We start from the raw sequence: 24,958 nt of genomic DNA on the forward strand, positions 1-24,958 counted from the left end.
GTTATAACTTATCGAGCACGTTAACCATTTCTAAAGCACTTAATGCTGCTTCAGCGCCTTTATTGCCTACTTTAAGGCCGGCACGGTCAATAGCTTGCTCAATAGAGTCGGTGGTAATAACACCAAATGCTACTGGCAGAGTATATTCCATAGCAACTTGTGCTAGGCCTTTATTACATTCGCCAGCAACAAAATCAAAATGCGGCGTTCCGCCACGAATAACGGCACCAATAGCAATAATGCCATCGTATCCACCTTTCGCAGCAACTTTTTTAGCCGCTACTGGTAACTCATAGGCACCAGGAACACGGATGATGGTAATGTCACTATCGGCAACATTACCATGGCGTTTAAGTGTATCTACGGCGCCTTCAAGTAAGTTTTCAACAACAAAACTATTAAAACGAGAGACAACAATCGCGAATTTCTTACCGGTTGCATCAAAGTTAGCTTCTATGATATTCATTTAAAAATCACCTACTGATAAAAATTGTCGCAATTCTAGCAAATTGCGCGCGACTGAGGAACTCGTTTTGACAATTTTATCAGAAACTTTGCATCTAAAGTCGATATTTTACCTTTCTTAACCACTGATGTAGCTTAGGCTCAAGACCATCGTTTTTATTTAGTATTTCTACAGGGACTTGTCGGCTAATTTATCCGCTCACTTAATGGCATAAATCTTGGTTTACAAATAGTGTTGAGGGAAGTTTTAAGTGATTAGCGCTTAGCTTTCAGTCAGGCTTTAGTGCTCATAATGACGAGTTCTATTATAACAATGTTTAGTGTGCTTTACTGATAGCTCAGCGTTACTTTTTTACTGCTCGCTGCTAACTTAAAGTTTACCGCTATCTTTTTACTGTTAGCTTTGTACTGTTAGCTTTGAGTTAAAATAAACAGCAACTATATTAATAAATCACTCACTATCGTATTTGCCCATGGCACATTTAGTGTCATTTTTGTATGATAGCCCTACCTATAGTTTGAGCGCATATTTATTTGAAATTTTATGACTATTTATTTTTCTACCAATAAAATACCAGCCTTGCAGGTATTTAGCTTACATCAACGACAAGCTATTCTAGCCTTAGCACAAGCAAAACTGTCTCCGCCTGAAAAGTTTATTTTGAATATGATTAAGTTATCACTGCTGATACCACCATTTTTCTTTATCGCAAATCTACAAGGTTTTGCCTTGGCAGCATCCGTTGTAATAGTGCTGATTGCCTATTTTTTGCTGTTAAGACCTATTATGTTATTTTTTACCCAAAAGCACCTAGATAACGCCGTTGCTCAATACCAAAAAAGCGAACTTTAGTTCGCTTTTTCTTCAGTTTATTCCTAGCATCAGTCTTGATTAAAAATATTAAGGCTGCATATTTTCAAGCTCTTCTAGATAAGCGTCAATATTGGCCTCTTCTGCTTGGTTAACTTCAATAGGTGGGTTTCCATCATAAACTCTAAACTGCATATTTTGAAAGTAGGCATTTTTAACAAACTCATAAGGATCTATGGCGTCATTCAAAATAGCTTCTTGATCAGCAAACGACGCTCGGGCTTCCAAGCCTAAAACGCCAGCGCGTAATATATTAGGCCAAAAATCGATAACGGCAAGTGGCCAGTAATAGCGGTCAACAAAATCACCTACCTCTTCACGTACCGATGAAGGACCAAGCGCGGGAACAACCAAGTAAGGACCGTCACCTACACCATAACTGCCAAGTACCTCGCCAAACTCTTCTTGTTTTCGGTTCCAACCAAAATCACTTGCTGGATCAAAAAAGCCTAATAAGCCGATGGTAGAGTTCAAAACAAAGCGTCCGGTGGTCTTTGCTGCATCAGTAAACTTTGCTTGTAATAAATCATTAATGATTGTTGAAGGTTCATTTAGATTCAGTGCCATATTATGAACACCTCTGCGCAAGTCTGTCGGCATATATTCAACATAACCTTGCGATGCCGGTTTGAAGACGTATTTATCTGCATAATCCCAAGTAAAAGTCCAAAAAGGTCGGTTAATCACTTCTAGCGGATCTTTTGGATCAGATAGCGTTTGCTCTGACGAAGGCGTTGTCGAACAAGCCGTTAAAAAAAACGAAAACATTAGGGTTAGCAAGAGTTTTAAGCTAAGTATTGATCGGGTTTTCAATGCAACTTTTTTTATTCTGTTCACTACAGGATCCTTGTCTTATAACCATTAAACAATATATAAGTTATAAAGCTAAAAATAAAATTTCTCTATCGTGCAGTTTATCACGAGAGCGTTTAAGGTTTTACGTAAAAATGTAACGTTTAAATACGGTATTTTATAGTAATGGTACTATTTTACAGCTTTTCTTTGATGAATAGAAAGCAACATTTCAGCCTCAGCTCTAGGGATATCACACTCTCGTATTATTTCAGCAAGATCTGCACCCAGCTCAACCAATTTTTGTGCTCGAGTGTATAATTTATCTTCAGGTTGCTGATGTAACACTTGTTCGATACTTTGAAATTGATTACTAAACTGTTCCTGAGTCACTTTAATACGGTGTTCTAATTGCTTGCTAACTTGTTCGTTTTCTATTTGCGACTCAGTACAGTGTCGTTGATTGATTTCTAACTGCGATTGCTGTCTGGCAAGTAAATCTTGTAATTCTAACAGTTGTATTTCTTGACTATTTACTTGTTGTTGTAATTCATCTATTTGTTGGGCAAAACGATTTTTTCGCGCCAATATTCGCGCCACTAATAACAGGACAAGGAGTATCACAATGACGAATGTAATTAAGCTGATCAGGTTAGTAGATATATTTTCCATAAGTTTAATTGGCTTCGCTGGAAATAAAGCCTACTTATAGCAGGCTTATTGGCTAAAATTAGAATTGCTTTAGTTCATCCCACTCTTCGTCAGAGAGTAATTGATTTAGATCAACCAAAATTAGTAATTCACCATCTCGGTTAGACACGCCTTGAATAAACTTAGCGCTTTCGTCATTGCCAACATTGGGTGCTACATCCATCTCTGATGATTTTAAATAAACAACTTCCGCAACGCTATCAACTAAAATGCCAATAACTTGTGTTTCAGCTTCAATGATCACGATGCGAGCATTGTCGTTTATTTCAGCCGACTCAAGCCCAAATCTTATACGAGTATCAATAACGGTAACAACATTACCACGCAGGTTAATGATACCCATAACATATATTGGCGAACCCGGTACAGGTGCTACTTCAGTGTAACGTAACACTTCTTGCACTTGCATAACGTTGATACCGTATGTTTCTCGATCGAGTTTAAACGTTACCCATTGTAGTATTTCATCATTGATGTTTACACGTTCACTTGCATTGCGTCTTTCATCAGACATACTGCTGACCTCTTTAAATTTTAGTTATTATTCTAATGACCAGAACACTTAGGCTCTTAGTATACTGGCAAGTTTACATTCATCAATTATTCTTGAGTTATATTTACGCCTTTTTCCAATAACTTAATTAAAGATTCAACGTCTAACAGCACACACATCCGGTTTTTTACTAACCCTGCCAGCCAAGGACGCTTGTTTTGGGTATCTAACCATTTAACATCTTCTTGCTTGAGCGTTACCGTATCAACCAACTTCTCAGCCGACAAGCCCCAAGATGAATCATTTAACATGATAATATATTGGTAGTTAAGTGCTGAAATTAATGCTTCATCACACTTTTCAGGCATAACCCATAAAGCGGTATCAACCACATTAACTTTTGCTGCTCGGTGAAGCATAACACCTTTAAACCAATCAGGCTTACCCATCAGCGGTGTGATTTTATCTGTGTTATGAATACCACCTAACTCGATTAGCGGCACGGCAATCATTAAGCCAGCAACCTCGAAAAACATCACCTGAAAGTCGCCCTTGCGATAACTCTGTAGTTGAGTATCTAACTCTGCATCAGTACTTTTACGGGTTGTAATTAGCTTTTCATTAAGGTCAGCTGGGTTTATTACTGGCTGTCTCAGTGCAACTTTAGCTGCTACTTTTTCCGATATTGTTTCCCCCCCTGCATGACTTAAATCACTTATATCGCTTTGGCTAATCGTAGCGTCTTGAACTGAACTTTGACTGTCAGCTTTAGTTGCACTTAATTTATCGATATCGTTTGATGCAAAAACCTTTGGAAAAGTAGCACTACTCAGTAACTTTTCAAGTGGCTGATATTGTCTTTCTTTAACCGGCAGTGCTGGTTTTTGCTCTACTTCTTCTTCAGTAAGCAATTCTGACAAATAAGTCTGCATAAGTTTTTTACTTGCAGCTAAAGACTTTGGCATCGGCTTACTTACTCTTTGTGTTTAAGTTAATGAGATATTTTAATAAATTTTTATAAGCAATTATACCACGAGATTTTGCGGCATAATCTGAAGGTACCTTCTGAGCGACACTGGCATTACGAAAATTAGTGTCAATTGGCACAACTGAGGGCCAAAGAAATTCACCGTAAAGGTTTTGCAATTTTTGGTAAGTCATTCTTGATGCTTTAGTGCGTTTATCAAACATGGTGGGGACAATGGTATATTTAAACGGCAAAGGATGTTGAGCTTGCATAATTTCTAAGGTTTTCATCATCCGGTCTAAACCTTTTAGTGCCAAAAATTCAGTTTGAACTGGTACTATAATTCTATCACTAGCCGCCAATGCATTTACCATCAACACCCCTAAAATGGGTGGGCAATCAATCAATACATAATCATATTCACCTTCGATCGCAGACATCACTTTTTTTAGCACTAAGCCCATGCCGCCTTTATTGCCAAGTGCGCGGTCAAGTGTTGCTAAACCCATTGTGCCAGGGAGTATGTCGATATTACTATAATGCGTAGGACATAAACTTTGCATGATCTGTTCTTTGGTAGACACCTGTAAAAACAAATCATAAACACTGAGCTCTAGGTCTTCAGACTCGATACCAAAATAATAACTTAATGAAGCATGAGGATCGGTATCAACTAAAAGCACGCGCTTTCCTTGCTCGGCTAATAAACCGGCTAAGGCAATAGCTGTGGTCGTTTTACCCACACCACCTTTTTGATTTGCAACTGTCCAAACTACCAAGTGGAATTCCTATTATTCATTAGTTTTTTCTTGTGATGGCTTAGTGGCTTCATTTTTAGCGTTAGTCTCAGCTCGAGTGGTGATGCGAATACCACCATTATCAAGTTCGATAACACGGATTTCATCATCGGCCATTGGAGTGCTATTACGGTTAATTACGGCTACATTTTCTGCTGAAATAGTGGGGGTGGCCACTACATCGGCTTTTTCTAAACCGTATTTAGAAAGCGCAATAACGACACGACGATTTTTGGCCCGCCCTGCAGCTGTAGTATTGTCAGCACTTGGATAATACTGACCGTAACCTTCAATAGCCATTCGAGCCGGGTTTAAGGTCAAGGCTTCTAAGGTCCGTAAAATTGCAGTTGCTCTAAATACTGATAATTCCCAATTAGAGGAAAAAATTTCGGTCTTAATCGCTTGATTATCGGTATAACCTCTAACCCTAATATAGTTGTTAGTATCGGCAATAACTTGATAGATAACCAATAAAATATCTTTTGCGCCATTGGTCGGTGACGCCGAGCCACTTGGAAACAATAAACTGCTGTTTAATTCAATTTCCAACCAATCACCATCAATTAACAGTTGCGCGTAACCGGACTCTACTAGTTCATATAAGGCTTCATGAAGATCTTTTTCTAAAGAGCTTAAACTGCTACCCACTTGAGTACCTGAGACAGTAGATAAATTTATCTTACCTGAAACAATGTCAGGTTCAGCGACATCTACAATAGCATCACCAAATAATATCTGCTTAGTTTTAGCACTATTAACCGGTAAGATGTCATCGCCATGACCACGATTTTTAGTTTTTTCTTCCTGCGCTTGAAATACACGACCTAGAGATTCTGTCGCGGTTTCAAACGGTTTTTCATTGACGATCGCCATGGCATATAACACAACAAAAAGCGCAAACAATAAGGTCATATAGTCGGCATATGATATTAACCAACGCTCAACATTTTCATGCTCTACTAGGTGACGTCTTGCGCGTTGGCGGCTCATTGCTCTAACCGAAATGCCGACAGTTTATTTTCAATGGCATGTGGGTTTTCTGCTAAGGCAATAGCAATCAAACCTTCGGTCATCATTTCACGATACATAGTTTGCTCGTGTACTATGGCTTTTATTTTATTAGCGACCGGTAAATAAAGTAAGTTGGCAAAACCTACGCCATAAATAGTGGCAACAAATGCGGTGGCGATGCCTTGCCCCAATAGTTGTGGGTCAGCCAAATTCGACATGGCATGGATTAACCCCAGCACAGCGCCTAAAATCCCTATGGTTGGACTATACCCCCCCATAGACTCAAAAACATGAGCCGAGCGTAAATTATGTTCACGATATAAATCTAAATCAAGTTCTAATGAAACCCTTAGGTTGTCAACCTCTACACCGTCAACAAGTAAATTTAAGCCTTTGTTAACGAAAAAGTCATTTTCTTCTTCGGCAATATATTCTAATGACAAAAAACCAGATTCTCGTGCTTTTTCAGCCCAAAGCACAATCGATTCAATACCCTGTTCAATGTCGTATTTAGGGGGCACAAACAACCATTTTAGTAAGCTTATGGCGTGAAAAAACTGACTTTGTGATGACTGCAACATAACAGCCCCAAGCGTACCACCAAAAACAATAATGAAGGCGGGCAGTTCCAGCAATGAAGATATAGCACCACCATCAATAACAAAACCGAAATAAATAGCGAAAATGGCAATAAGAAGCCCGGCTATACTCAGTTTATCCATGCTGAATTTCCTTAAGAATTGCCGCTGGAAAGCTTTCAAGGCTCAATGATAGTTCAGAGATCCCGGCAACCTTAACCGCTTGCGGCATTCCATAAACAACACAAGAATCCTCATCTTGTGCCCATATAGTTGCGCCTTTATTTTTTAATAATCGTGAGCCTTCGCGACCGTCCGCACCCATTCCCGTCAATATAATACCTAAAACATTGCCACCAAAAATTTTAGCCGCTGAAGCAAAACTAATATCTACACTCGGTTTAAAAGCCGTTCGTTCAGAGTTATCTTCAAGTATTCTTAATTTTGCAGCATTTCCTGTACCATCAATGATCATTTGCTTACCACCTGGCGCTAAATAGGCATGACCAGGTTTTAAGATGTCACCTGAATTCGCTTGGCTAACCTTTATCTTGCAGATATTATTTAAGCGGTTAGCAAAAGCTAAGGTGAATGCAGCCGGCATGTGCTGCACCATAATGATAGGTAGCGGGAAGTCTTCAGGTAATTGAGTTAACAACTTTTGTAATGCTACAGGGCCTCCAGTTGAAGTGCCTATGGCAAGTAATTTATATTTTTTGCCAGAACTTTTTCTAAAGGTCAGGTTTTGATGTCTGATAGTTGTTGTGGCCACCTTTGGGCTAGTTGCATGACTAACCTTAGCTTTTTCCTCAACAACAGCCTGTGAGCGAAAGTTTGAAACTCGCGCGGCTCTAGCCATTTTTTTTCTAGCTAATTGCTTAACGCGTTGACGTAATACACTACTGGCGTCTTCGCTAGTTTTAGCTATTTCGTTAAATTTTTTCGGCAAAAAATCTAACGCGCCTGCATCTAATGCTTCAAGCGTCGCTTTAGCGCCGTCATGGGTTAATGAAGAAAACATAATAATGGCCGTTGGTGCTTTTGCCATGATCTGTTTAACCGCTTCAATGCCATTTAATAACGGCATTTCTATATCCATAGTGATTACATCAGGCTTTAAAGCAATAGCTTTTTCTACTGCATCAATACCATTAATAGCAACACCGATAACCTCAAGGTTAATATCTTTATTGAGGATATCTGTTACTCGGCGTCGAAAAAAACTGGAGTCATCAACTACTAATACTTTAAATGACATTTACAATCTATTTCCTGTCATGATTATGTGTTTACCACAGGCTATTACCCATGGATATTATGAACGTAACTTATTATTCACTGACGCTTTTTTTGCGTAAAACTTAAGCATATTAGGTACATCAATAATTAAGGCAATACCTCCGTCACTGGTTATTGTTGCTCCAGCCATACCTGGCGTACCATTTAATAATCTGTCTAGTGGTTTAATAACCACTTCTTCTTGACCAATTAAACTATCAACAACAAAGCCAACTTTCTGGTTGCCTAACTGCACAATAACGACGTGACCCAGCTCTCGTGGTTTTTCAACATAATTACGTACTAACCACTGATCAAGATAAAATAATGGGATGGATTTTTCACGAACAATGATCGTTAACTGTCCATCAACTACATTAGTTTTAGTTAAATCAAGGTGAAATATTTCATTAACCACGGCCAAGGGTAAGGCAAAAGTCTGTTGACCAATCACCACCATTAAGGTTGGCAATATGGCTAACGTTAATGGCACTTTAATTTCAAGTATGGTACCAACACCCATTTCTGAGTCGATACTGATGGTGCCATTTAGCTGAGTGATTTTTGTTTTCACCACATCCATACCTACGCCACGGCCTGATACTTCTGAAATTTCGGTTTTTGTTGAAAATCCAGGGGCAAAAATTAAACTAAAAGCTTCTTTATCAGACATACGCGCTGCAGCGTCGGTATCCAAAACACCACGATTTATGGCTATTTCTTTTAATTTTTCAGCATTCATGCCAGCGCCATCATCACGAATGGTGAGCAGAATATGGTCGCCTTCTTGTGATGCTGACAATAGCACAATACCTTCTCGTGGCTTACCAGCGGCTTCACGTGTATCAGGGGCTTCAATACCATGATCAACCGAGTTGCGCACAAGATGCACTAAAGGATCGGCTAAAGCTTCAACTAAATTTTTATCTAAATCGGTTTCTTCACCTTCAAGAATAAGTTTAATTTCTTTATTGAGACTACGGGCTAGATCTCGTACCACACGGGGAAAACGTCCAAAGACTTTCTTAATGGGTTGCATACGCGTTTTCATTACCGCGCCTTGCAAGTCAGTAGTGACCGCATCTAGGTTTGACAAGGCCTTAGTTAATTCTTCATCTTCTTTTGTCATGCCTAGACTCGCTAGGCGGTTACGCACTAAAACTAACTCGCCGACCATGTTCATGATCTGATCTAGTCGTTTGGTATCAACCCTCACCGTTGTTTCGCCTTGAGCGGGCTTTGCCGGTGCGGTTTTTTTGTCAGCGCTTGCTGATGCTTGATTTATTGCCGGTTTAGCCGCAATGTTATTCGTCGCAGGATCACTTGTCGCTTTTGTAACGGCAGTAACAGCTCCAGCAGGTTTTGCTGGTACTTGAGCTTTAGGTCGTTGATTTTTGCCGTGCAGTTCATCTAATAACGACTCAAAGTCATCATCATCTATTTCATCAGCCGATGCTAAATTTTCGGTGCTAACTTGCGCTGGAGTCACCGCAGGAGCAAATGCACCCTGACCATGCAATTCGTCCAGTAACGATTCGAATTCATCATCCGAAATATCATTACTACTATCACTATCACTACTAAATGTTGTTGGCTGCTCAACTACAGGCGCACTGGCTTTTTTTACACCACTACCATGAAGTTCATCTAATAGCCGTTCAAATTCATCTTCTGACATTTCGTCACTTGAATTACTATCCGCTGCCGGTATATTTTCCTCAGACGTTCCAAGCGCATTTTCTGCCACAGACTCTGCTTGTCCTTCCGGCTGAGATAGTCGATGTAACTCGGCTAACAAACTTGGCTCTGCCGGGCTTAATGGCGCTTTATTTTGTACTTGAGCAAACATTTCATTAATGGTGTCAAGCGCTTTAAGAATAACATCCATTAATGAGGAGGTAACTGATCGTTGCTGATTTCTTAAGGTATCAAAAACATTTTCCGCACCGTGACAGGCATCAACTAACTCGGCAAGTGACAAAAATCCAGCACCACCTTTTACTGTATGAAATCCTCTAAAAATAGCATTGAGCAATTCCGCATTTTCAGGATCATTTTCAAGCTCAACTAATTGCTCTGACAAGGTCTCAAGTATTTCCCCAGCTTCAATTAAAAAATCCTGAAGAATTTCATCATCTTGTGCAAATGACATTTAGTAACTCCTATTAAAAACCTAAGCTTGATAATAAATCATCAACGTCGTGTTGATCTGAAACAACATCCTTACGATTTCCAAGATTAACGATCGGACCTTCAACTAAGTTTTCACCTAATTTTGGTAAGTAATTCGATTGCTCTTGTTTGGAATCCATACCAAAGGCTGTCAGCATATTGATTAAGCTGTCTTCAACCTCACAAACTAAATCGATAACTTTGCGAATAATTTGGCCGGTAAGATCTTGAAAATCTTGCGCCATCAAAACATCCGTCATTAAGCCATGAATTTTGCTGGTTTCTTTTGCTGTTGTTGTCAGTAAAACATCGATATCTCGACATAATACTTTAAAATCAGTAACATCAAGATCATTGTGCATTAGTTTATGCCACAACGGATTAACGTTATTGATTTGTTGTTGAATATTACTAACCACCGGAAAAATTGATTCAACAACATCCATGGTTTTATTAGCCGCTGCTTCGGTACGATCAATAACAAAATTCAATCTTTCTTTAGCGTCTGGAATGTCCGCAGTCGCTAAATCATTCAAACGTGAATCAAAATGAAAGTTATTCAATGAATTATGCAATTCGCGAGTTAACTTACCTATTTCTTCAAACAATGCAGTTTGAACTGGATTTTGAATTTCTGCAATTAACTCATCCGCTTTGTTTTGCTGATCTGCCTCAAGGTATTTAACCAACAATTTAGCCTGCTCTAAAGAAACATGGATACTAGTATATTTACTCATATAACAGCCTTGTGTAAAAAAGTTGGTGACTAACCAAGACGTTGGAAGATTTTATCAAGCTTGGCGCTTAACGTTGCAGCCGTAAAAGGTTTAACGATATAACCATTAACTCCGGCTTGAGCTGCCATGACGATTTGATCTTTCTTCGCTTCTGCAGTCACCATCAATACCGGAATATGAGATAATTTTTCATCCGCTCTAATGGCTTTAAGTAAATCTATCCCTTGCATAACCGGCATATTCCAATCGGTAACAACAAAATCAAAATCACCAGTTTTAAGCATTGGCAGCGCGGTATTACCATCATCTGCTTCTGATATATTGGTGAAACCTAAGTCGCGTAACAAGTTTTTAATTATACGTCTCATCGTTGAAAAATCGTCAACAACAAGCACTTTCATATTTTTTTCCAAGACACCCTCCGGTGATAGCATTTAAAATTTTACAATATTTTTAATATTCTACTTAACTTTGCCACGATTGCATACGAGCTTTTAATCTATGCATCGCTTGACTGTGTATTTGACTTACCCGTGATTCGCTCACATCCAGTACTTGGCCTATTTCTCTAAGGTTTAGCTCTTCGTCATAATACAAAGACAGTACTAAAGCTTCACGCTCGGGTAAAGAAGAAATACACTCGGCTAATGACTTTTTAAAGAAACTCTGTTCAATGTTAGCGTAAGGTTCATCTTGCTGATGACTGTGGGCTATTTCAATCACATCGTCACTAACACCTAAATCATCAAGACCGAGAATTTTCCCTGAACTCACGTCATTAAGTATTTGATGGTATTCATTGATTGAAATTTCAAGTTGTTCAGCAACTTCAACATCGGTAACATCGCGGCCATATTGCGCTTCTAAGCTTTTGATGGCTTCGCTGATCATACGACTATTTTTATGCACTGAGCGGGGAACCCAGTCACCGCGACGAATTTCATCAAGCATGGCACCACGAATACGAATACCCGCGAAAGTTTCAAAGCTAGCACCTTTGCTATTATCAAAATTATTTGACGCCTCAAGTAAGCCTATCATGCCTGATTGAATAAGGTCATCAACCAAAACACTGGCCGGTAGTCGGGCAAGTAAATGATAAGCAATGCGCTTCACCAGTACTGTGTGTCGCTCCAGCAAAGCCGATTTATCAACACTATAAGTATGTACTTTTAACACGATAACTCACTTGTTAGTTAAATAGGGCCTGTAGATTTTTCATTGTAGTCTCGGCTATAGGTCACGTTTCAGTTAACAAGGCGACAGGAGTATTAGGTAGATATGCTAGTTTTCACTTGTCAACGGTATTAGCTAAAAATTAACTATAGACATTTAACCGGCGATAAAAAATCTACACTATTGGCATAGCTAAAGCTTGCTTAACTCATGCCAAAAAAAACACCACAGATTGTTCAATTGCAACCCTGCTTGTAGTTATGTCCATACATAACTACAAGCTAAAAGCTCAACAGCTTTAGTGTTCTAGTAATTGCTCAATAAAGAATTCTAAATGCCCAGAGGCTTGTTGTGGCACTGGCCAGCTAACAATATTTTTGGCAAGAGCTTTAAGGCCAATTGACGCTGGCGAGTTAGGATATGCCTCGACAATCGCTTGTTGTTTTCTAACAGATTTACGAATATTTTCATCATAAGGTATAACGGCAACCAGCTCTAAAGTGACATCCAAAAATCTGTCAGTGACTTTCGCTAATTTCGCAAATAAATTTTTACCTTCATTCGGGGTGCGCACCATATTTGCCACCACTTTAAACTTGAATAACCCGTGATCTCGGCTTAACAATTTCATTAAGGCATAACAGTCAGTAATTGAGGTGGGTTCGTCACACACGACTAATAAAACATCTTGTGATGCACGGCAAAAACTTAATACCATATCTGAGATACCTGCAGCGGTATCAACAATTAAAATGTCAAATTTGGTTTGCATATCACTGAAAGCACGAATAAGCCCGGCATGCTCAGCTGGGGTTAAATCCACCATAGATTGAGTGCCTGATGTCGCAGGAATAATATTAATGCCGGCAGGACCTTGAATAATAATATCATCCAATTCACATTCGCCCGATAGCACATGCGACAGGTTACGTTTTACGCGCAAACCTAGCATAACATCAACATTAGCCAAGCCTAGATCGGCATCTAGCACTAAAACCCGCTTACCTAATTTAGCTAAAGAAATTGCAGTATTTAATGAGACATTAGTTTTACCAACACCCCCTTTACCACCAGAAACGGCGATGACTTTTATGTATTGGGGATTTTGCATTTTTCTTAAGCCACTCGCTTGATCTATCATCTATATAACTTCTCTATGTATATCAATTGCAATAAATATATGCTCTTGAATATTTATGCTAACTGCTTACTTATAACTGCTTACTTAATTCAATTGGTATAATTGCTCTGCCTAACTATACCGCGACGGCTGATACCGGATTACGCCAAGAAACAGTCCCTGAGTTTTGATACTTAGCAGCCATTCTTTCAGCTAGCGTAACCAATTTTTCAGCATTTGCAACCTTAATATCTTCCGGAACTCTTTGTCCATCAGTAAGATAAGCAATAGCTAAACCGTTTTGTAATGACGTGGTTATAATTTCACCCACACTTAGGCTTTCATCTAATTTCGTATAAATGCAGCCCGCTAAAGGAATATGTTTAAAGCGCTCAACATTTTCTTGCATAACACGCTGCTGCGTATTGGCCGCTAATACTAAGTAATTACGAATTCTAACACGTGCATTTGAGATTAAGGTAGTCAAATGCTCAGTTAGACGCATATCTCTTTGTCCCATACCAGCAGTATCGATCAATATTAATTTTTTTTGTGAGAACTGTTGTAATAAGCTATCTAGCTCTTTACCGTCTTTAGCCAACTTAACCTGGCAACCAATAATACGACCGTAAGTAGCAAGTTGTTCAAAACCAGCAATACGATAACTATCTGTAGAAATTAATACCACTTGGTCGGCGCCGTGAATCTGAGTAAAGCGGGCCGCTAATTTCGCAATAGTGGTGGTTTTACCCACGCCTGTTGGCCCAACAAGAGAAACCACGCCACCACGTTGAATAATATCATTGTTAGTGGTGTTTAATTGTTGCGCTATAATATGTTTTGCTTGCTCAACTGCATCTTTTTCAAGGCTATTGGCTGGAATGTAACCCGCAATTTGATCAGCCACTTGTTCATTAAGACCCATCGCCATTAATTTATTAACTAACACAGCGCGCATCGGATCTTTTTGCGCCATATCTTGCCACATTAGCCCTGACATTTGATGTTCTAACAGCTGACGAATAGATGACATTTCTTTTTGCATATTATCAAATTCACTGCCACTTATTTGACGTTCGCCACCCGAAGCCATTTGCTCAGGTTCAGGTGTTGATGAATCAAGCGAGTTAGTAACCTTTGTACTATTTGCCCCATGCCCAGAAGTATCTGCTCCTTGGTTGCCCGCGTGATCAGCTGAGTCTACGTCAGTAGTTTGCGCTAAACGCGTAGTGAAATTTTTAAACTGTTGTTCAATATCTTGTGGTGCAGCACCAGGCTTGTTGTCCGCTTGATGATTAACCTCATGAGTTGAGCTGGCTATTTGACTATTAAATGCCTGGGTTGCTGGCGCTTTGTCATAGCCATTTTGTTGTACTTGTCGGCTTAGCAACGCGGCTAAGCTATCGGCTGGCAAAGTTGTTGACGCTTCTGCTGACTGAGGTGCGCTACTAATGGCTACCGTATCTTCAACACTGTCGAATCGATCAACGCGATCAGTCGGCTGGGTATTGGTAGCCGTATTAGCTTTGCTGTGCTCAGATACTGATGATTGGGCAGGCTCAACACTTTCGTTATAGTCAACCGCTGCCATTAACTCGACACCTTCAGCAATTTTTTTATTAGACATAATCACGGCATCAACACCCAAATCTTCTTTAATTTGTGCGAGTGCGCTTCTCATATCTTTTGCTACATAACGTCTGATTTTCATCGCCAACCCTTATAATTCAGTACAACTTACTTTCAAGTGTTTTTTACTGGCCGATAGCGCTAACAATTTTGATTTGCTTATCATCTGGAATTTCTTGATAAGAAATCACCCGTAATCCCGGGATGGTATATTTAACAAATTTAGCTAAAACTGCACGTAAAATGCCTGACGTTAATAAAATTGGTGTGTCGCCAGCCATTTCTTGCTGTTGTGCACCATCGGTCAAAGATTTCTGTAGTCTTTCTGCTAAACCTGGTTCGATACCTGCGCCATCATCTCCAGCCATTTGCATAGACTGATGCAACATTTGTTCCAACTCTGGTGACAAAGTTATGACAGGTACCTCTACCACAGGTCCAACTAACTCTTGCACGATGAATTTTCGCAAGGTTATCCGAACCGCCGCCGTTAACACTTCAGGGTCTTGAGTCTTAGGACCATACTCAACTAAGGTTTGAATAATGCTACGCATATCACGTACAGGCACCCCTTCATTCATTAAGTTTTGTAGTACTTTTACAATAGTGCCTAATGGCAATACATCAGGGATCAGACCTTCAATCAATTTAGGATAACTCTTAGCTAACATATCAAGTAAGTTTTGAACTTCCTCATGCCCTAATAGTTGCGCCGTATTATTAGTTAAAATTTGACTTAAATGTGTTGCTAATACCGTGGCTGAATCAACCACCGTATAGCCTAATGATTGTGCGTGTTCTCGTTGCTCTTTTTTTATCCACACAGCATCTAAGCCAAACGCAGGGTCTTTGGTTGCAACGCCATCAAGCTTGCCAAATACTTGACCTGGATTAATAGCCAGTTCTTGATCGTGGCGAATTTCGGCTTCACCTACCGTGACGCCCATCAGTGATATCCGGTAACTGTTAGGATCTAAGTCTAAATTATCGCGAATATGAACGGCTGGTACCAAAAAGCCAAATTCTTGCGAAAGCTTTTTTCTCACGCCTTTAATGCGATTAAGCAGCTCTCCACCTTGAGCTTTATCCACCAAAGGAATTAAGCGATAGCCTATTTCGAGGCCAATAATATCAACATGATTGACATCATCCCAACCTAGGTCTTTAACTTCGGCTTCTTGTTGCTGATTTTCAACTTCGGCCGCCTGACCTTGTTCAATTAATTGTGCCGCCGCCGCTGCTTTATATTTACTATTAAAAAACGCCACCCCCGCGATTAATATCGCAAAGGTTAAAAAAGCAACGTGTGGCATTCCAGGCACAATGCCCATAACAAACATCACACCTGCGGCAATATAAAGTGATTTTTCTTGGCCAAGTTGACTACTAACTTGCTCGCCCATGTCTTGAGAGGTGTTTTGGCGGGTAACCACGATTGCCGTGCCTACTGATAGCAATAGCCCTGGAATTTGTGCAACTAAACCGTCTCCAATCGTCAGTAGGGTATAAATTTCCACCGCACTGTCAAACGAAAGATCATGCTGCACCATACCAATAATTAAACCACCAACAATATTGATAAAGAGAATTAAAATCCCCGCAATGGCATCACCTTTAACAAATTTACTCGCACCATCCATTGACCCATAAAAGTCGGCTTCACTGGTGACCTCAACTCGGCGTTCTCTCGCTTCATCTGCGGTTATAAAGCCGGCATTTAAATCAGCGTCAATCGCCATTTGTTTACCTGGCATAGCGTCTAAAGTAAAGCGCGCAGTTACCTCAGCAATACGGCCTGCACCTTTGGTAACAACCACAAAATTGATGATAATCAAAATAGCAAAAACGACTAAACCAACCGCATAATTGCCTCCAATAACAACCGAGCCAAAGGCTTCAATAACTTTCCCTGCTGCATCGGGGCCTTCATGACCCTCAAGTAATACCACTCGGGTACTGGCAACATTGAGCGCTAAACGTAAAATAGTCGCAATCAGCAATACCGCTGGAAATGAACCAAACTCAAGCGGTTTTAAGGTATAAACCGTGATCAATAAAACCACCAGAGACAAGGCAATATTGAAGGAAAATAGAATATCCAACAAAAATGCCGGCATAGGCAAAATCACCATACCGAGCGCCGCCATCACGAGGAATGGCGTACCTAAACCCGAAAGTAGGTTAAGTTTTTGTTTCTTTAACTTATTAAAAGTTGCGGCTAACTGCATGAGTGCTTAAGATAATTTTTTGACGTGTCTTGTAATCAGCAATAATCAGACCAATATTAATATTTCTGTAATTTAATCGTTTTTATTTTACATTGTTCAGTATTATCATCTATCAGTCCTTGTTCATATAAAAACAAACAGTAATGCATAAACGACAAATTTTTATTGTAGGCCACATATTGTAGGTCGGCAGTTATGCCAAAAATGGTTGAATTTCATTTAACTAGATGGACTAAAGTCCAAACTAGACAGCGCCTATGGCTGCTCATGTGGATTTAGGTGCTTGGTGGCTTAACACTGTCCAATATTTTTTACTGACAGCTGATGGTTAATTATTTTACTAACGGCCGACAGCGATGTTTTTTTACTGCAAGCTGAAAGCTAAAAGCTAATCCCAACCTTTTTACCTAAGCTTGTTTAAGTCAAGATTAATAGCGAAATTCATCTGGAATAGGTAAGTTTTTGGCTACAGGTTTGGGTCGGCGCGCCTGACCTTTTTTATGGGCACTCAACTGAAAAATAAATGCCAGTATTTGTGCTACTGCCGCAAATAATTGTTCTGGAATTTCTTCATTGGGCTCGGCGGTGTAATATAAAGATCGGGCCAAAGCCGGAGATGCCACCACCTCAATATTATGCTCTTTGGCAATGGTACGAATATGTAAGGCCATTTCATCTATGCCTTTAGCGACTAATACCGGTGCGCCACCCGCTTCAGTGTCATATTTAAGCGCTACTGAATAATGGGTTGGGTTAGTGATCACCACATCAGACTGTGGTACGTCTTGCATCATGCGCCGTTGTGACATTTCATATTGCGCCCTTCTAATCCGACCTTTTGTTTCTGGGCTACCTTCAGAGCTTTTCATTTCATCTTTAATTTCTTGCATACTCATTTTTAATTGCCGATTATGATTCCACACTTGATATGGCGCATCAATCACCACAATAATGCCAATTGAAAACGCTAAGGCTAAAAACATCCACATCAGTAATGACACCGCATGAGCAAAATTATCTGGAATATTCTCCGTACTTAAACTCAATATTTGACCAAACAAACTACTCAGTAATAAATACGCTGAAATAAAAACCACAAAAAACTTAAGAATTGACTTAATAAGTTCAACATAGGATTGCACACCAAACATGCGTTTAAACCCAGCCATCGGCGAAAGTTTACTGGCTTTTGGTGCCATGGCTTCCCAAGAAAAACTGATACCGCCCAGCAGCATGTTGCCAATAAAGGCCGCAATAACAATAATAATATGTATCCAAAGAAAAGGCACCGTTATCGCGCTGATACTATCACTGATCACTTGATATAAGGCATGCACATCCATGGTTTCTTTCCGACTTAGACTCAGCAGACGAGTCATCATCTTTGCTAGGCCCTCAACCAAAGAATTGCCCATCAGCATCAATGCCGCCGCACTGCCGACTAAAACAAACATAGTGCCTAAATCTTTTGAACGCGCTATTTGGCCTTTTTTTCTCGCGTCAGAAAGTTTTTTCGCCGTGGGTTCTTCGGTTTTTTCACCGCTATCAGATTCGGCCATTAGGGCGCGGCTCCACAATCGATAAGATAACAGCTAAAATCTAAAGCCCGTTGCCATTGCATCACAAAATGACTATAAAAATTACCCATGGTTAACCACATAATTAATAATCCTGCACACATGGTGACAGGAAAACCAATAGCGAAAATATTCAATTGCGGCGCTGCTCGCGTCATAATGCCAAATGAAAAGTTAATTAATAACATCGCTGTTAAAGGTGCAATGGCGAGTGACAATGCGGTAGCAAACATCCATCCACCCCATTGGGCGATTTCTTTAAATTTGATACTGGAAAATTCTGGGGCAGGAATAGGAATAGTGTCAAAACTCGCGACCACAAACTGTAAATAAGCTAAGTGGCCATCCATTGTCCAAAACAATAATGATGATAAAATTAAAAAGAACTGACCTACAGCCGGCACGCTTGTACCGCTGGCGGGGTCAACAAGCGAGGCGAAACCTAAGCCCGTTTGCATCGCGATAATTTGGCCCGCTAAGGTAAAAGTATTGACCACCATCACAGTGACAAAGCCGAGCATAATGCCGATAATCATTTGCTCACCAATGAGCAGTGTGGTCGCCAATGAAAACATATTATCAACGCGAGCAGGCGGTAATGCTGGCATAACCGCGACCGTAACGGCCAAGCAAAAAAACAATTTTACCCGTCCAGGAATCGCTTTTGCCCCTAAGCCTATCATTGACATCACCATGGCTGAAATACGCGTAAACGGCAGCAAAAAATCAGCCATGCTTTGATTAATAATTGACTCAGTAAACTCCATGGTTAACTGACTACGCTAGGGATGCTACCAATGAGTCGAATGGTATAATCCATTAGTTTTTGTACCAACCAATGTCCGCCTATAATTAAAGACAACAAAGTCACAATTAAACGCGGTAAAAAACTCAAGGTTTGTTCATTTATCGAGGTAGCGGCTTGGAATACTGCCACAACCAAACCAATAATCAGGCTTGGCACAATAACGGCACTCACCAGTACAATCACTAGAAACAGTGCATCTCGTAAAATATCAACAAATACCTCAGGACCCATTACGTGGCTCCCATACCGTAACTTGTTGCCAGTGTGCCTATCACTAAATTCCAGCCATCAATCAGCACAAATAGCATTAACTTAAACGGCAAAGATACGATCATCGGCGATAGCATCATCATCCCCATCGCCATTAAGATACTGGCCACCACTAAATCTATGATTAAAAAAGGGATAAATAACATAAAGCCAATTTGAAATGCGGTTTTTAACTCACTAATAACAAAGGCTGGAATGATCACTGTCATGGGTAAATCTGTCGGTTTATCAACTTGTGTTATACCCGCCATTTGGGCCAAGGTATCCAGATCTTTAATGCGAGTTTGCTCTAACATAAACGCCCGTAATGGCACTTTAGCTTTATTAATCGCTTCAACCGAGGTTAATTGGTCTTGTAAATAAGGTTGAATCGCACGGTCATTAATTTCGTTATAGACTGGCGTCATAATAAATAAGGTCATAAACAAAGTAATACCAATAATGACCTGATTAGACGGCGTTTGTTGTAAACCAAAAGCTTGCCGTAAAATCGCCATAACCACCACAATGCGGGTAAACGACGTCATCATGATCACCGCTGCCGGTATGAAACCTAGCGCGGTCATAAAAATTAATATTTGTAAGGTAACTGAGTATTCTTGCGAACCATCCGGATTAGTGGTCAAGGTTAACGCTGATAATGAAAGGCCATCGGCGGCAAAACTAGTATTGCTAATGAGTAAAAACGACAACATCGTCAACAGTAAAGTGACGATTTTGTTTAACGATAATAATGATTTTTTATTTTTTTTTATCATAGGTTTTTATAGCTTTCTGTTTGAATAGTTTTGCTAACGACTGAGCAAAATCAACACTGTTTTCTTTAGCATTCACCAAGGGTTCATCAAGGGTTTCTAACAAGGTAACTTGCTGTGTGGTGACCCCAAGCAACAATTGTTTATCTCCAGCTTGCACCACCACTAACTTCTCTTTTGCCCCAAGGTGTAAACTTGTGACTATTTTTAAGCCATGGTGAGTTTGACCTACACCTTGAAAACGTTTTAATATCATGGCACTAATAACAATCACCGCAAGCACCATCAGTAATGACATAATCATGCTCATAGAATTCATATTAGCGGCAATATGCTTACCCACTTCAACCGGAGCATCCTCAGTTAAAGCAACATCGCTAACAACCTCTTGTGCATGGGCAAAGGCTGCAAAGGCTAACCAGCTAAAAAGTCCTGATAAAGTTTTTTTCATTAGTGACTATTTTAACTTTTTAATACGTTCCACTTGGCTAATAACATCAGTCAAGCGAATACCAAATTTATCGTTAACCACAACCACTTCACCATGAGCAATTAAGGTCCCATTAACCATCACATCTAATGATTCACCTGCAACGCGGTCAAGTTCAACAACCGAGCCTTGGTTCAGCTGTAGCAAGTTTCGAATACTAATATGACTGCGCCCTACTTCCATAGAAATAGTGACAGGTATGTCTAAAATCGCATCGAGCTTACTCTTTTCTACACCTGAAACATTACCACTATCTTCTTGTAACTCTTCCAATTCAACCGCTTTAGCCGTTTCTGCATTAGCTTGCTCATCCATCGCTTCATCCCACATACCTAATTCATCTTTGTTTTCTGTACTCATACTATTTTTCCTCAATTTTCATCGAGTAGCGTCACAATACTTACACTACTCGTTTGTTATTTTCTATTATGCCGTTATACAACTTTTACACTACAGTTAATCAATCTTGTTTTATCAATCCGGTTTTATTAATATGATTTATCAATATAATTACTCAGGCTTGTTATAAATAATCGTCTAATAAATGCAGCTCTGCATCACTGTCTAAACGCTTACCACCTTTAGTCAAGATAGTGAGCTCTGATTTAACTGATTCCGGACGCTTAATTTTTGATTCTATTTTCAGCGCTAAATTATTACGACTTTGACCAAGTTTAGCCCTAAATGACGGTAATTTTTCTACTAACACAGTAATATGTTCAGGCATCACAATGGGAATAATGTCACCGGCTTTCAGGTCCATAATTTTTTGTAATGGCAAGGTCACTTCGATGAATTTAGTTGATATCTCGACCGACACGTCCATAATTTCATCACGCAGGGCCTTCGACCAACGCATATCAGTATCTTCTTTGTCAGATTGTAAACCGGCATCAAGTAATTCACGAATAGGCTCTAACATGGCGTAGGGTAAAACCACATGAAAATCGCCACCACCACCATCAAGTTCAATATGAAAAGAACTAATCACCACCACTTCAGTTGGGCTAACAATATTTGCCATCGACGGGTTAACTTCTGAATCAAGATATTCAAATGAAACATCCATCACCGGTGACCAGGCTACTTTGTAATCTTCAAAGATAATTTTTAACAACATTTGCACAATACGGCGTTCAGTAGGGGTAAATTCACGACCTTCAATTTTTGCATGATATCGACCATCACCACCAAAAAAATTGTCCACTAATATAAAAACTAGTCGCGCTTCCATGGTAATTAATGCGGTGCCTTTTAAAGGCCGAAAGCGCACCATATTTAAACTGGTTGGCACAAATAAAGTATGTACGTATTCTCCAAACTTGATCATTTGGATACCGTTAATAGAAACTTCTGCGGTGCGACGCATCATATTAAATAAACTAATACGCATATGACGTGCAAAACGTTCGTTGATCATCTCCAACGTTGGCATACGACCACGAACAAGGCGATCTTGCGAAGAAAAATCGTAATCAGAGGTCTCTCCTGAATTGGCAGAGTCCTCTACAGTTTCATCTTCTTCAACATCATCAACACCGTGTAAAAGTGCATCAATTTCATCTTGAGATAATAAATCACTCACTCAATAGTCTCTTTATCTTGTTAGTTTAGTTACACTGTTCACAAACCATAGCCGTTAACTTAAGCAAAAGTTTAATCAAAAATTCAATCAAAAGCTTCAATCAACCAAGCAATCTATCAGCGGCTATTTTTCTTCAAAGGTATTACTGCATGACAAAGCCGGTAAAGAGTACTTTTTCAACCACTGCACTCCCCTCGATTTCAGTCATTATTTTCTGAACTGCCACTAAAGACTTTTGCTTTAAAGCTATTTTTCCTGCACTTGTTGCTAGATCATCAGCATTCGACGTTGAGAAAACACCTAACAAGGCACTTTCAATTAAGGGGACATGTTTTTTAGCGGTTTCTTCATTTTCAATACCTCGTACCAACAGCTGTACACGAATTTCAACAAAGCGATCGCGAGCGGTTCCCGGTGCATTAAAGCGAAAATGTCTTGGCATAGGCACATACAAAGCTGAGCCAAGTTCAGCACCTGCGCCTTTTACCTCTGTGTTTTCAGCGCCTGTGTCTAAAGCGGCATCTATCTCAGCTTGTGAAATGTCATTATCACCACCAAAGATAAAAAACGCAGCCACACCGCTAGCAATAGCTAAAACGGCAACAATAGCGATAATGATAATCAACTTTTTTTTCTTATCTGGGTTATCCAGCTTAAGTTCTTTTTCGTCGGCCATGGTTCCTACCTGTGAAGAATTCTTATATCTATTGTTAAACTATATCGTTGAATAGCTGCTAATCCAAAGGGTTTATCAAGTATTGTCAGTGTATTAATGAATTAAGCATAGTAATCGATACCGGTTGACGAAGCTTTGAGCACATTCACCATGGCGTTATCATTTTCACTAAAATTATCTTCAGCCGACTGGGCATTTTGACCACTGTTAGACTGGCTGTCAAAACCATGACCATTTTGCTCTTTTGCTTCGCGCTGTTCGATATTTGCCTCCCCAACATCAACACCGTTTTCAGCTAACATATCGCGTAACTTGCCCATGTTTTGCTCTAAAGCCTCTCTTGCTTGCTGGTTTTGCACCACAAATTGCACCGCGGCTTGCTCATTTTGTAAATTCACTCGCACATGAATATTGCCCATCTCTGGTGGGTCAAGTTGAATTTCCACTTGTTGAATTTTTTGGTTGATCATCACCATCACTTTATCTTTAACAGCGTCAGCAAAATCTTTACGGTAAATAGCAATAGTCTCAGTCTGCATAGTGGCAAATGATTTTTGTGTGGAGACAGTATTTGTCGTTAATTGATTAACCGTACTTTCAAAACTTTGCTCTTGCTGGGCAGCTAATTCCGCAGCACTTGTCAGCGGCTTGGCTTGATCGACTAAGGTTTGATTAAAAACTGACGGCACTTTCTCAACTTGTGGTGTTAGCTTATCGCTCTCAGTTTTAGAGGTTTTTTGTGCATCAAGCATGGCACTGGCTAATTTATCAAAGTCTTCATTGATCACTGTTTTCTGAGTAACATCAAGTTTTGCATCTGTAACCGATGTCGTTGCCACAGTCGCTGTACTTTGATTAACGAGGTGAGTTTGTGGTGCTTCGATATCGCTACCAAGTTTAAATTCACTCGCTTTATCGCTGGCACTATTTTGTAATGCGCTATTGTTAGTTATTTGGTCAATATCTTGGGCTTTATCTAAGCCGGCATTGCCTTCTTCAGTTAATGCTTTTATGCCGGCTTGCTTTGCCATTAGCTCGGCATCATCAATGCTACCTTGCTCACTCTTTAATGGCGTTGTGCCAGCAGTTGTTGTTTGCATATAGCCTGATGTAACGCCGCCGCCCTGCACTGTCCCTTCAACAGCATTATTTGCTGTAGATTTTGTCAATAATTGCTCTGCTCCACTTAACATTTTTAATAAATCAACCGCGTCATCATTTTCAACATCGGTCGCTAAGCCATTTTGGGCTTCGGCTTGATGTTCAGTTTGAGTTTGAAAGCCAAGATAGGATTTTAGCTCAGCGTTTGGCGCAGAGAGAGTCTCGGCATCGTCTATCGGTAAAGGCACAGGTAAAGTACGGGCATCATCAGCCTCATTACCTTTGGATAAACGCTCGCGTTTTAAAGCCTCTTGGTGTTGTTCTGCCGCTTTAGAGACAAAATTGCCATATGGCTCAGTATTTCCTTCTGATTCTTCCGCTTTTTTTCTGGCATAGTGTTGCTCCATCGCATCATTAAATGCGTTGCTTTTAGCTTGACTTTTTATTGACAAACTACCTTTAGCACCAGAGGTGTCGGGGCTTTGGCCAGCATCAGTAGACAATATATTTATTTGAGACATAACAGACCTTTCTTAAATGTAGACTTAAGCGCAATTTAATAAATTATTTCTATAGTTAATTAAGCAATATTCATTCCAAAACTAACTTTCAAAAGAGCTGACAATACAATAACAACATAAATCTAGGCGATAAATCTTAAAATTAACTGA

At 39.9% G+C, this 24,958-nt stretch carries 26 protein-coding genes; 1 reads left to right on the forward strand and 25 read right to left on the reverse strand.

Annotation, left to right across the window (positions count from 1 at the left end):
- Nucleotide 1: 1 nt before the first annotated feature.
- On the reverse strand, nucleotides 2–466 hold the full coding sequence (ribE, locus tag H4J59_RS05705) for a 6,7-dimethyl-8-ribityllumazine synthase (RefSeq protein WP_182134850.1): 465 nt from the start codon (nucleotides 464–466) through the stop codon (nucleotides 2–4).
- A gap of 543 nt (nucleotides 467–1,009) precedes the next feature.
- Here ribE and H4J59_RS05710 point away from each other — a divergent pair.
- Nucleotides 1,010–1,318 carry a DUF6170 family protein gene (locus tag H4J59_RS05710; RefSeq protein WP_182237605.1) on the forward strand — a complete coding sequence of 103 codons (309 nt, stop codon included), beginning with the start codon at nucleotides 1,010–1,012 and terminating at the stop codon, nucleotides 1,316–1,318.
- A 48-nt stretch (nucleotides 1,319–1,366) separates the two neighbouring features.
- Here the strand turns inward: H4J59_RS05710 and H4J59_RS05715 are convergent, their stop codons facing one another.
- From H4J59_RS05715 to H4J59_RS05830, 24 genes are all read right to left on the reverse strand, one after another.
- Nucleotides 1,367–2,104 carry a VacJ family lipoprotein gene (locus H4J59_RS05715; protein ID WP_182237607.1) on the reverse strand — a complete coding sequence of 246 codons (738 nt, stop codon included), beginning with the start codon at nucleotides 2,102–2,104 and terminating at the stop codon, nucleotides 1,367–1,369.
- A 216-nt stretch (nucleotides 2,105–2,320) separates the two neighbouring features.
- Entirely contained in the window at nucleotides 2,321–2,800 is a 480-nt protein-coding gene (locus H4J59_RS05720) for a DUF2802 domain-containing protein (protein ID WP_182237609.1), read from the reverse strand.
- 58 nt (nucleotides 2,801–2,858) lie between these two features.
- Nucleotides 2,859–3,353: a chemotaxis protein CheW gene (locus tag H4J59_RS05725; RefSeq protein WP_182237611.1), complete on the reverse strand. Its 495-nt coding sequence runs from the start codon at nucleotides 3,351–3,353 to the stop codon at nucleotides 2,859–2,861.
- An 86-nt stretch (nucleotides 3,354–3,439) separates the two neighbouring features.
- Nucleotides 3,440–4,297, reverse strand: a complete 858-nt coding sequence (locus tag H4J59_RS05730) for a chemotaxis protein CheW (protein WP_259369401.1) — start codon at nucleotides 4,295–4,297, stop codon at nucleotides 3,440–3,442.
- 4 nt (nucleotides 4,298–4,301) lie between these two features.
- Nucleotides 4,302–5,078: a ParA family protein gene (locus H4J59_RS05735; protein ID WP_182237613.1), complete on the reverse strand. Its 777-nt coding sequence runs from the start codon at nucleotides 5,076–5,078 to the stop codon at nucleotides 4,302–4,304.
- A 12-nt stretch (nucleotides 5,079–5,090) separates the two neighbouring features.
- Nucleotides 5,091–6,086 carry a flagellar motor protein MotB gene (locus H4J59_RS05740; RefSeq protein WP_182237615.1) on the reverse strand — a complete coding sequence of 332 codons (996 nt, stop codon included), beginning with the start codon at nucleotides 6,084–6,086 and terminating at the stop codon, nucleotides 5,091–5,093.
- Nucleotides 6,083–6,829, reverse strand: coding sequence for a flagellar motor protein (locus H4J59_RS05745; RefSeq protein ID WP_182237617.1), 747 nt, complete (start codon nucleotides 6,827–6,829; stop codon nucleotides 6,083–6,085). Before H4J59_RS05745 ends, H4J59_RS05740 begins: the two co-directional genes overlap by 4 nt.
- Nucleotides 6,822–7,943 carry a chemotaxis response regulator protein-glutamate methylesterase gene (locus H4J59_RS05750; protein WP_182237619.1) on the reverse strand — a complete coding sequence of 374 codons (1,122 nt, stop codon included), beginning with the start codon at nucleotides 7,941–7,943 and terminating at the stop codon, nucleotides 6,822–6,824. The genes H4J59_RS05745 and H4J59_RS05750 overlap by 8 nt, the downstream gene beginning before the upstream one ends.
- A gap of 57 nt (nucleotides 7,944–8,000) precedes the next feature.
- A complete protein-coding gene (locus H4J59_RS05755) occupies nucleotides 8,001–10,115 on the reverse strand; it encodes a chemotaxis protein CheA (protein ID WP_182237621.1) in 2,115 nt (704 codons plus the stop codon).
- Between the two features lie 13 nt (nucleotides 10,116–10,128).
- Nucleotides 10,129–10,872, reverse strand: coding sequence for a protein phosphatase CheZ (locus H4J59_RS05760; protein WP_182237623.1), 744 nt, complete (start codon nucleotides 10,870–10,872; stop codon nucleotides 10,129–10,131).
- Nucleotides 10,873–10,901: 29 nt separating this feature from the next.
- On the reverse strand, nucleotides 10,902–11,285 hold the full coding sequence (cheY, locus tag H4J59_RS05765; protein ID WP_182237625.1) for a chemotaxis response regulator CheY: 384 nt from the start codon (nucleotides 11,283–11,285) through the stop codon (nucleotides 10,902–10,904).
- Between the two features lie 52 nt (nucleotides 11,286–11,337).
- Nucleotides 11,338–12,054, reverse strand: a complete 717-nt coding sequence (locus H4J59_RS05770) for an RNA polymerase sigma factor FliA (RefSeq protein ID WP_404852005.1) — start codon at nucleotides 12,052–12,054, stop codon at nucleotides 11,338–11,340.
- A gap of 292 nt (nucleotides 12,055–12,346) precedes the next feature.
- Nucleotides 12,347–13,189 carry a MinD/ParA family protein gene (locus H4J59_RS05775; protein ID WP_182237629.1) on the reverse strand — a complete coding sequence of 281 codons (843 nt, stop codon included), beginning with the start codon at nucleotides 13,187–13,189 and terminating at the stop codon, nucleotides 12,347–12,349.
- A 115-nt stretch (nucleotides 13,190–13,304) separates the two neighbouring features.
- On the reverse strand, nucleotides 13,305–14,879 hold the full coding sequence (flhF, locus tag H4J59_RS05780) for a flagellar biosynthesis protein FlhF (RefSeq protein ID WP_182237631.1): 1,575 nt from the start codon (nucleotides 14,877–14,879) through the stop codon (nucleotides 13,305–13,307).
- A 43-nt stretch (nucleotides 14,880–14,922) separates the two neighbouring features.
- Entirely contained in the window at nucleotides 14,923–17,025 is a 2,103-nt protein-coding gene (gene flhA, locus H4J59_RS05785; protein WP_182237633.1) for a flagellar biosynthesis protein FlhA, read from the reverse strand.
- A gap of 428 nt (nucleotides 17,026–17,453) precedes the next feature.
- Entirely contained in the window at nucleotides 17,454–18,584 is a 1,131-nt protein-coding gene (gene flhB / locus H4J59_RS05790; RefSeq protein WP_182134820.1) for a flagellar biosynthesis protein FlhB, read from the reverse strand.
- Nucleotides 18,584–19,369: a flagellar biosynthetic protein FliR gene (gene fliR, locus H4J59_RS05795; RefSeq protein ID WP_182189953.1), complete on the reverse strand. Its 786-nt coding sequence runs from the start codon at nucleotides 19,367–19,369 to the stop codon at nucleotides 18,584–18,586. The genes flhB and fliR overlap by 1 nt, the downstream gene beginning before the upstream one ends.
- 2 nt (nucleotides 19,370–19,371) lie before the next feature.
- Complete coding sequence (gene fliQ / locus H4J59_RS05800) at nucleotides 19,372–19,641, reverse strand: flagellar biosynthesis protein FliQ (RefSeq protein ID WP_146880882.1); 270 nt, start codon at nucleotides 19,639–19,641, stop codon at nucleotides 19,372–19,374.
- Nucleotides 19,641–20,375, reverse strand: coding sequence for a flagellar type III secretion system pore protein FliP (gene fliP, locus H4J59_RS05805; RefSeq protein ID WP_182237792.1), 735 nt, complete (start codon nucleotides 20,373–20,375; stop codon nucleotides 19,641–19,643). The genes fliQ and fliP overlap by 1 nt, the downstream gene beginning before the upstream one ends.
- 46 nt (nucleotides 20,376–20,421) lie before the next feature.
- A complete protein-coding gene (gene fliO, locus H4J59_RS05810) occupies nucleotides 20,422–20,886 on the reverse strand; it encodes a flagellar biosynthetic protein FliO (RefSeq protein WP_182237635.1) in 465 nt (154 codons plus the stop codon).
- Between the two features lie 6 nt (nucleotides 20,887–20,892).
- Complete coding sequence (fliN, locus tag H4J59_RS05815; protein WP_182237637.1) at nucleotides 20,893–21,285, reverse strand: flagellar motor switch protein FliN; 393 nt, start codon at nucleotides 21,283–21,285, stop codon at nucleotides 20,893–20,895.
- Nucleotides 21,286–21,448: 163 nt separating this feature from the next.
- Nucleotides 21,449–22,510: a flagellar motor switch protein FliM gene (gene fliM, locus H4J59_RS05820; protein ID WP_182237639.1), complete on the reverse strand. Its 1,062-nt coding sequence runs from the start codon at nucleotides 22,508–22,510 to the stop codon at nucleotides 21,449–21,451.
- Between the two features lie 142 nt (nucleotides 22,511–22,652).
- A complete protein-coding gene (gene fliL / locus H4J59_RS05825) occupies nucleotides 22,653–23,186 on the reverse strand; it encodes a flagellar basal body-associated protein FliL (RefSeq protein WP_182237641.1) in 534 nt (177 codons plus the stop codon).
- Nucleotides 23,187–23,287: 101 nt separating this feature from the next.
- Entirely contained in the window at nucleotides 23,288–24,808 is a 1,521-nt protein-coding gene (locus H4J59_RS05830) for a flagellar hook-length control protein FliK (RefSeq protein WP_182237642.1), read from the reverse strand.
- Nucleotides 24,809–24,958 lie beyond the last annotated feature (150 nt).

It is taken from the genome of Colwellia sp. MB02u-10 (genome assembly GCF_014077185.1).
GTDB lineage: Bacteria > Pseudomonadota > Gammaproteobacteria > Enterobacterales > Alteromonadaceae > Cognaticolwellia.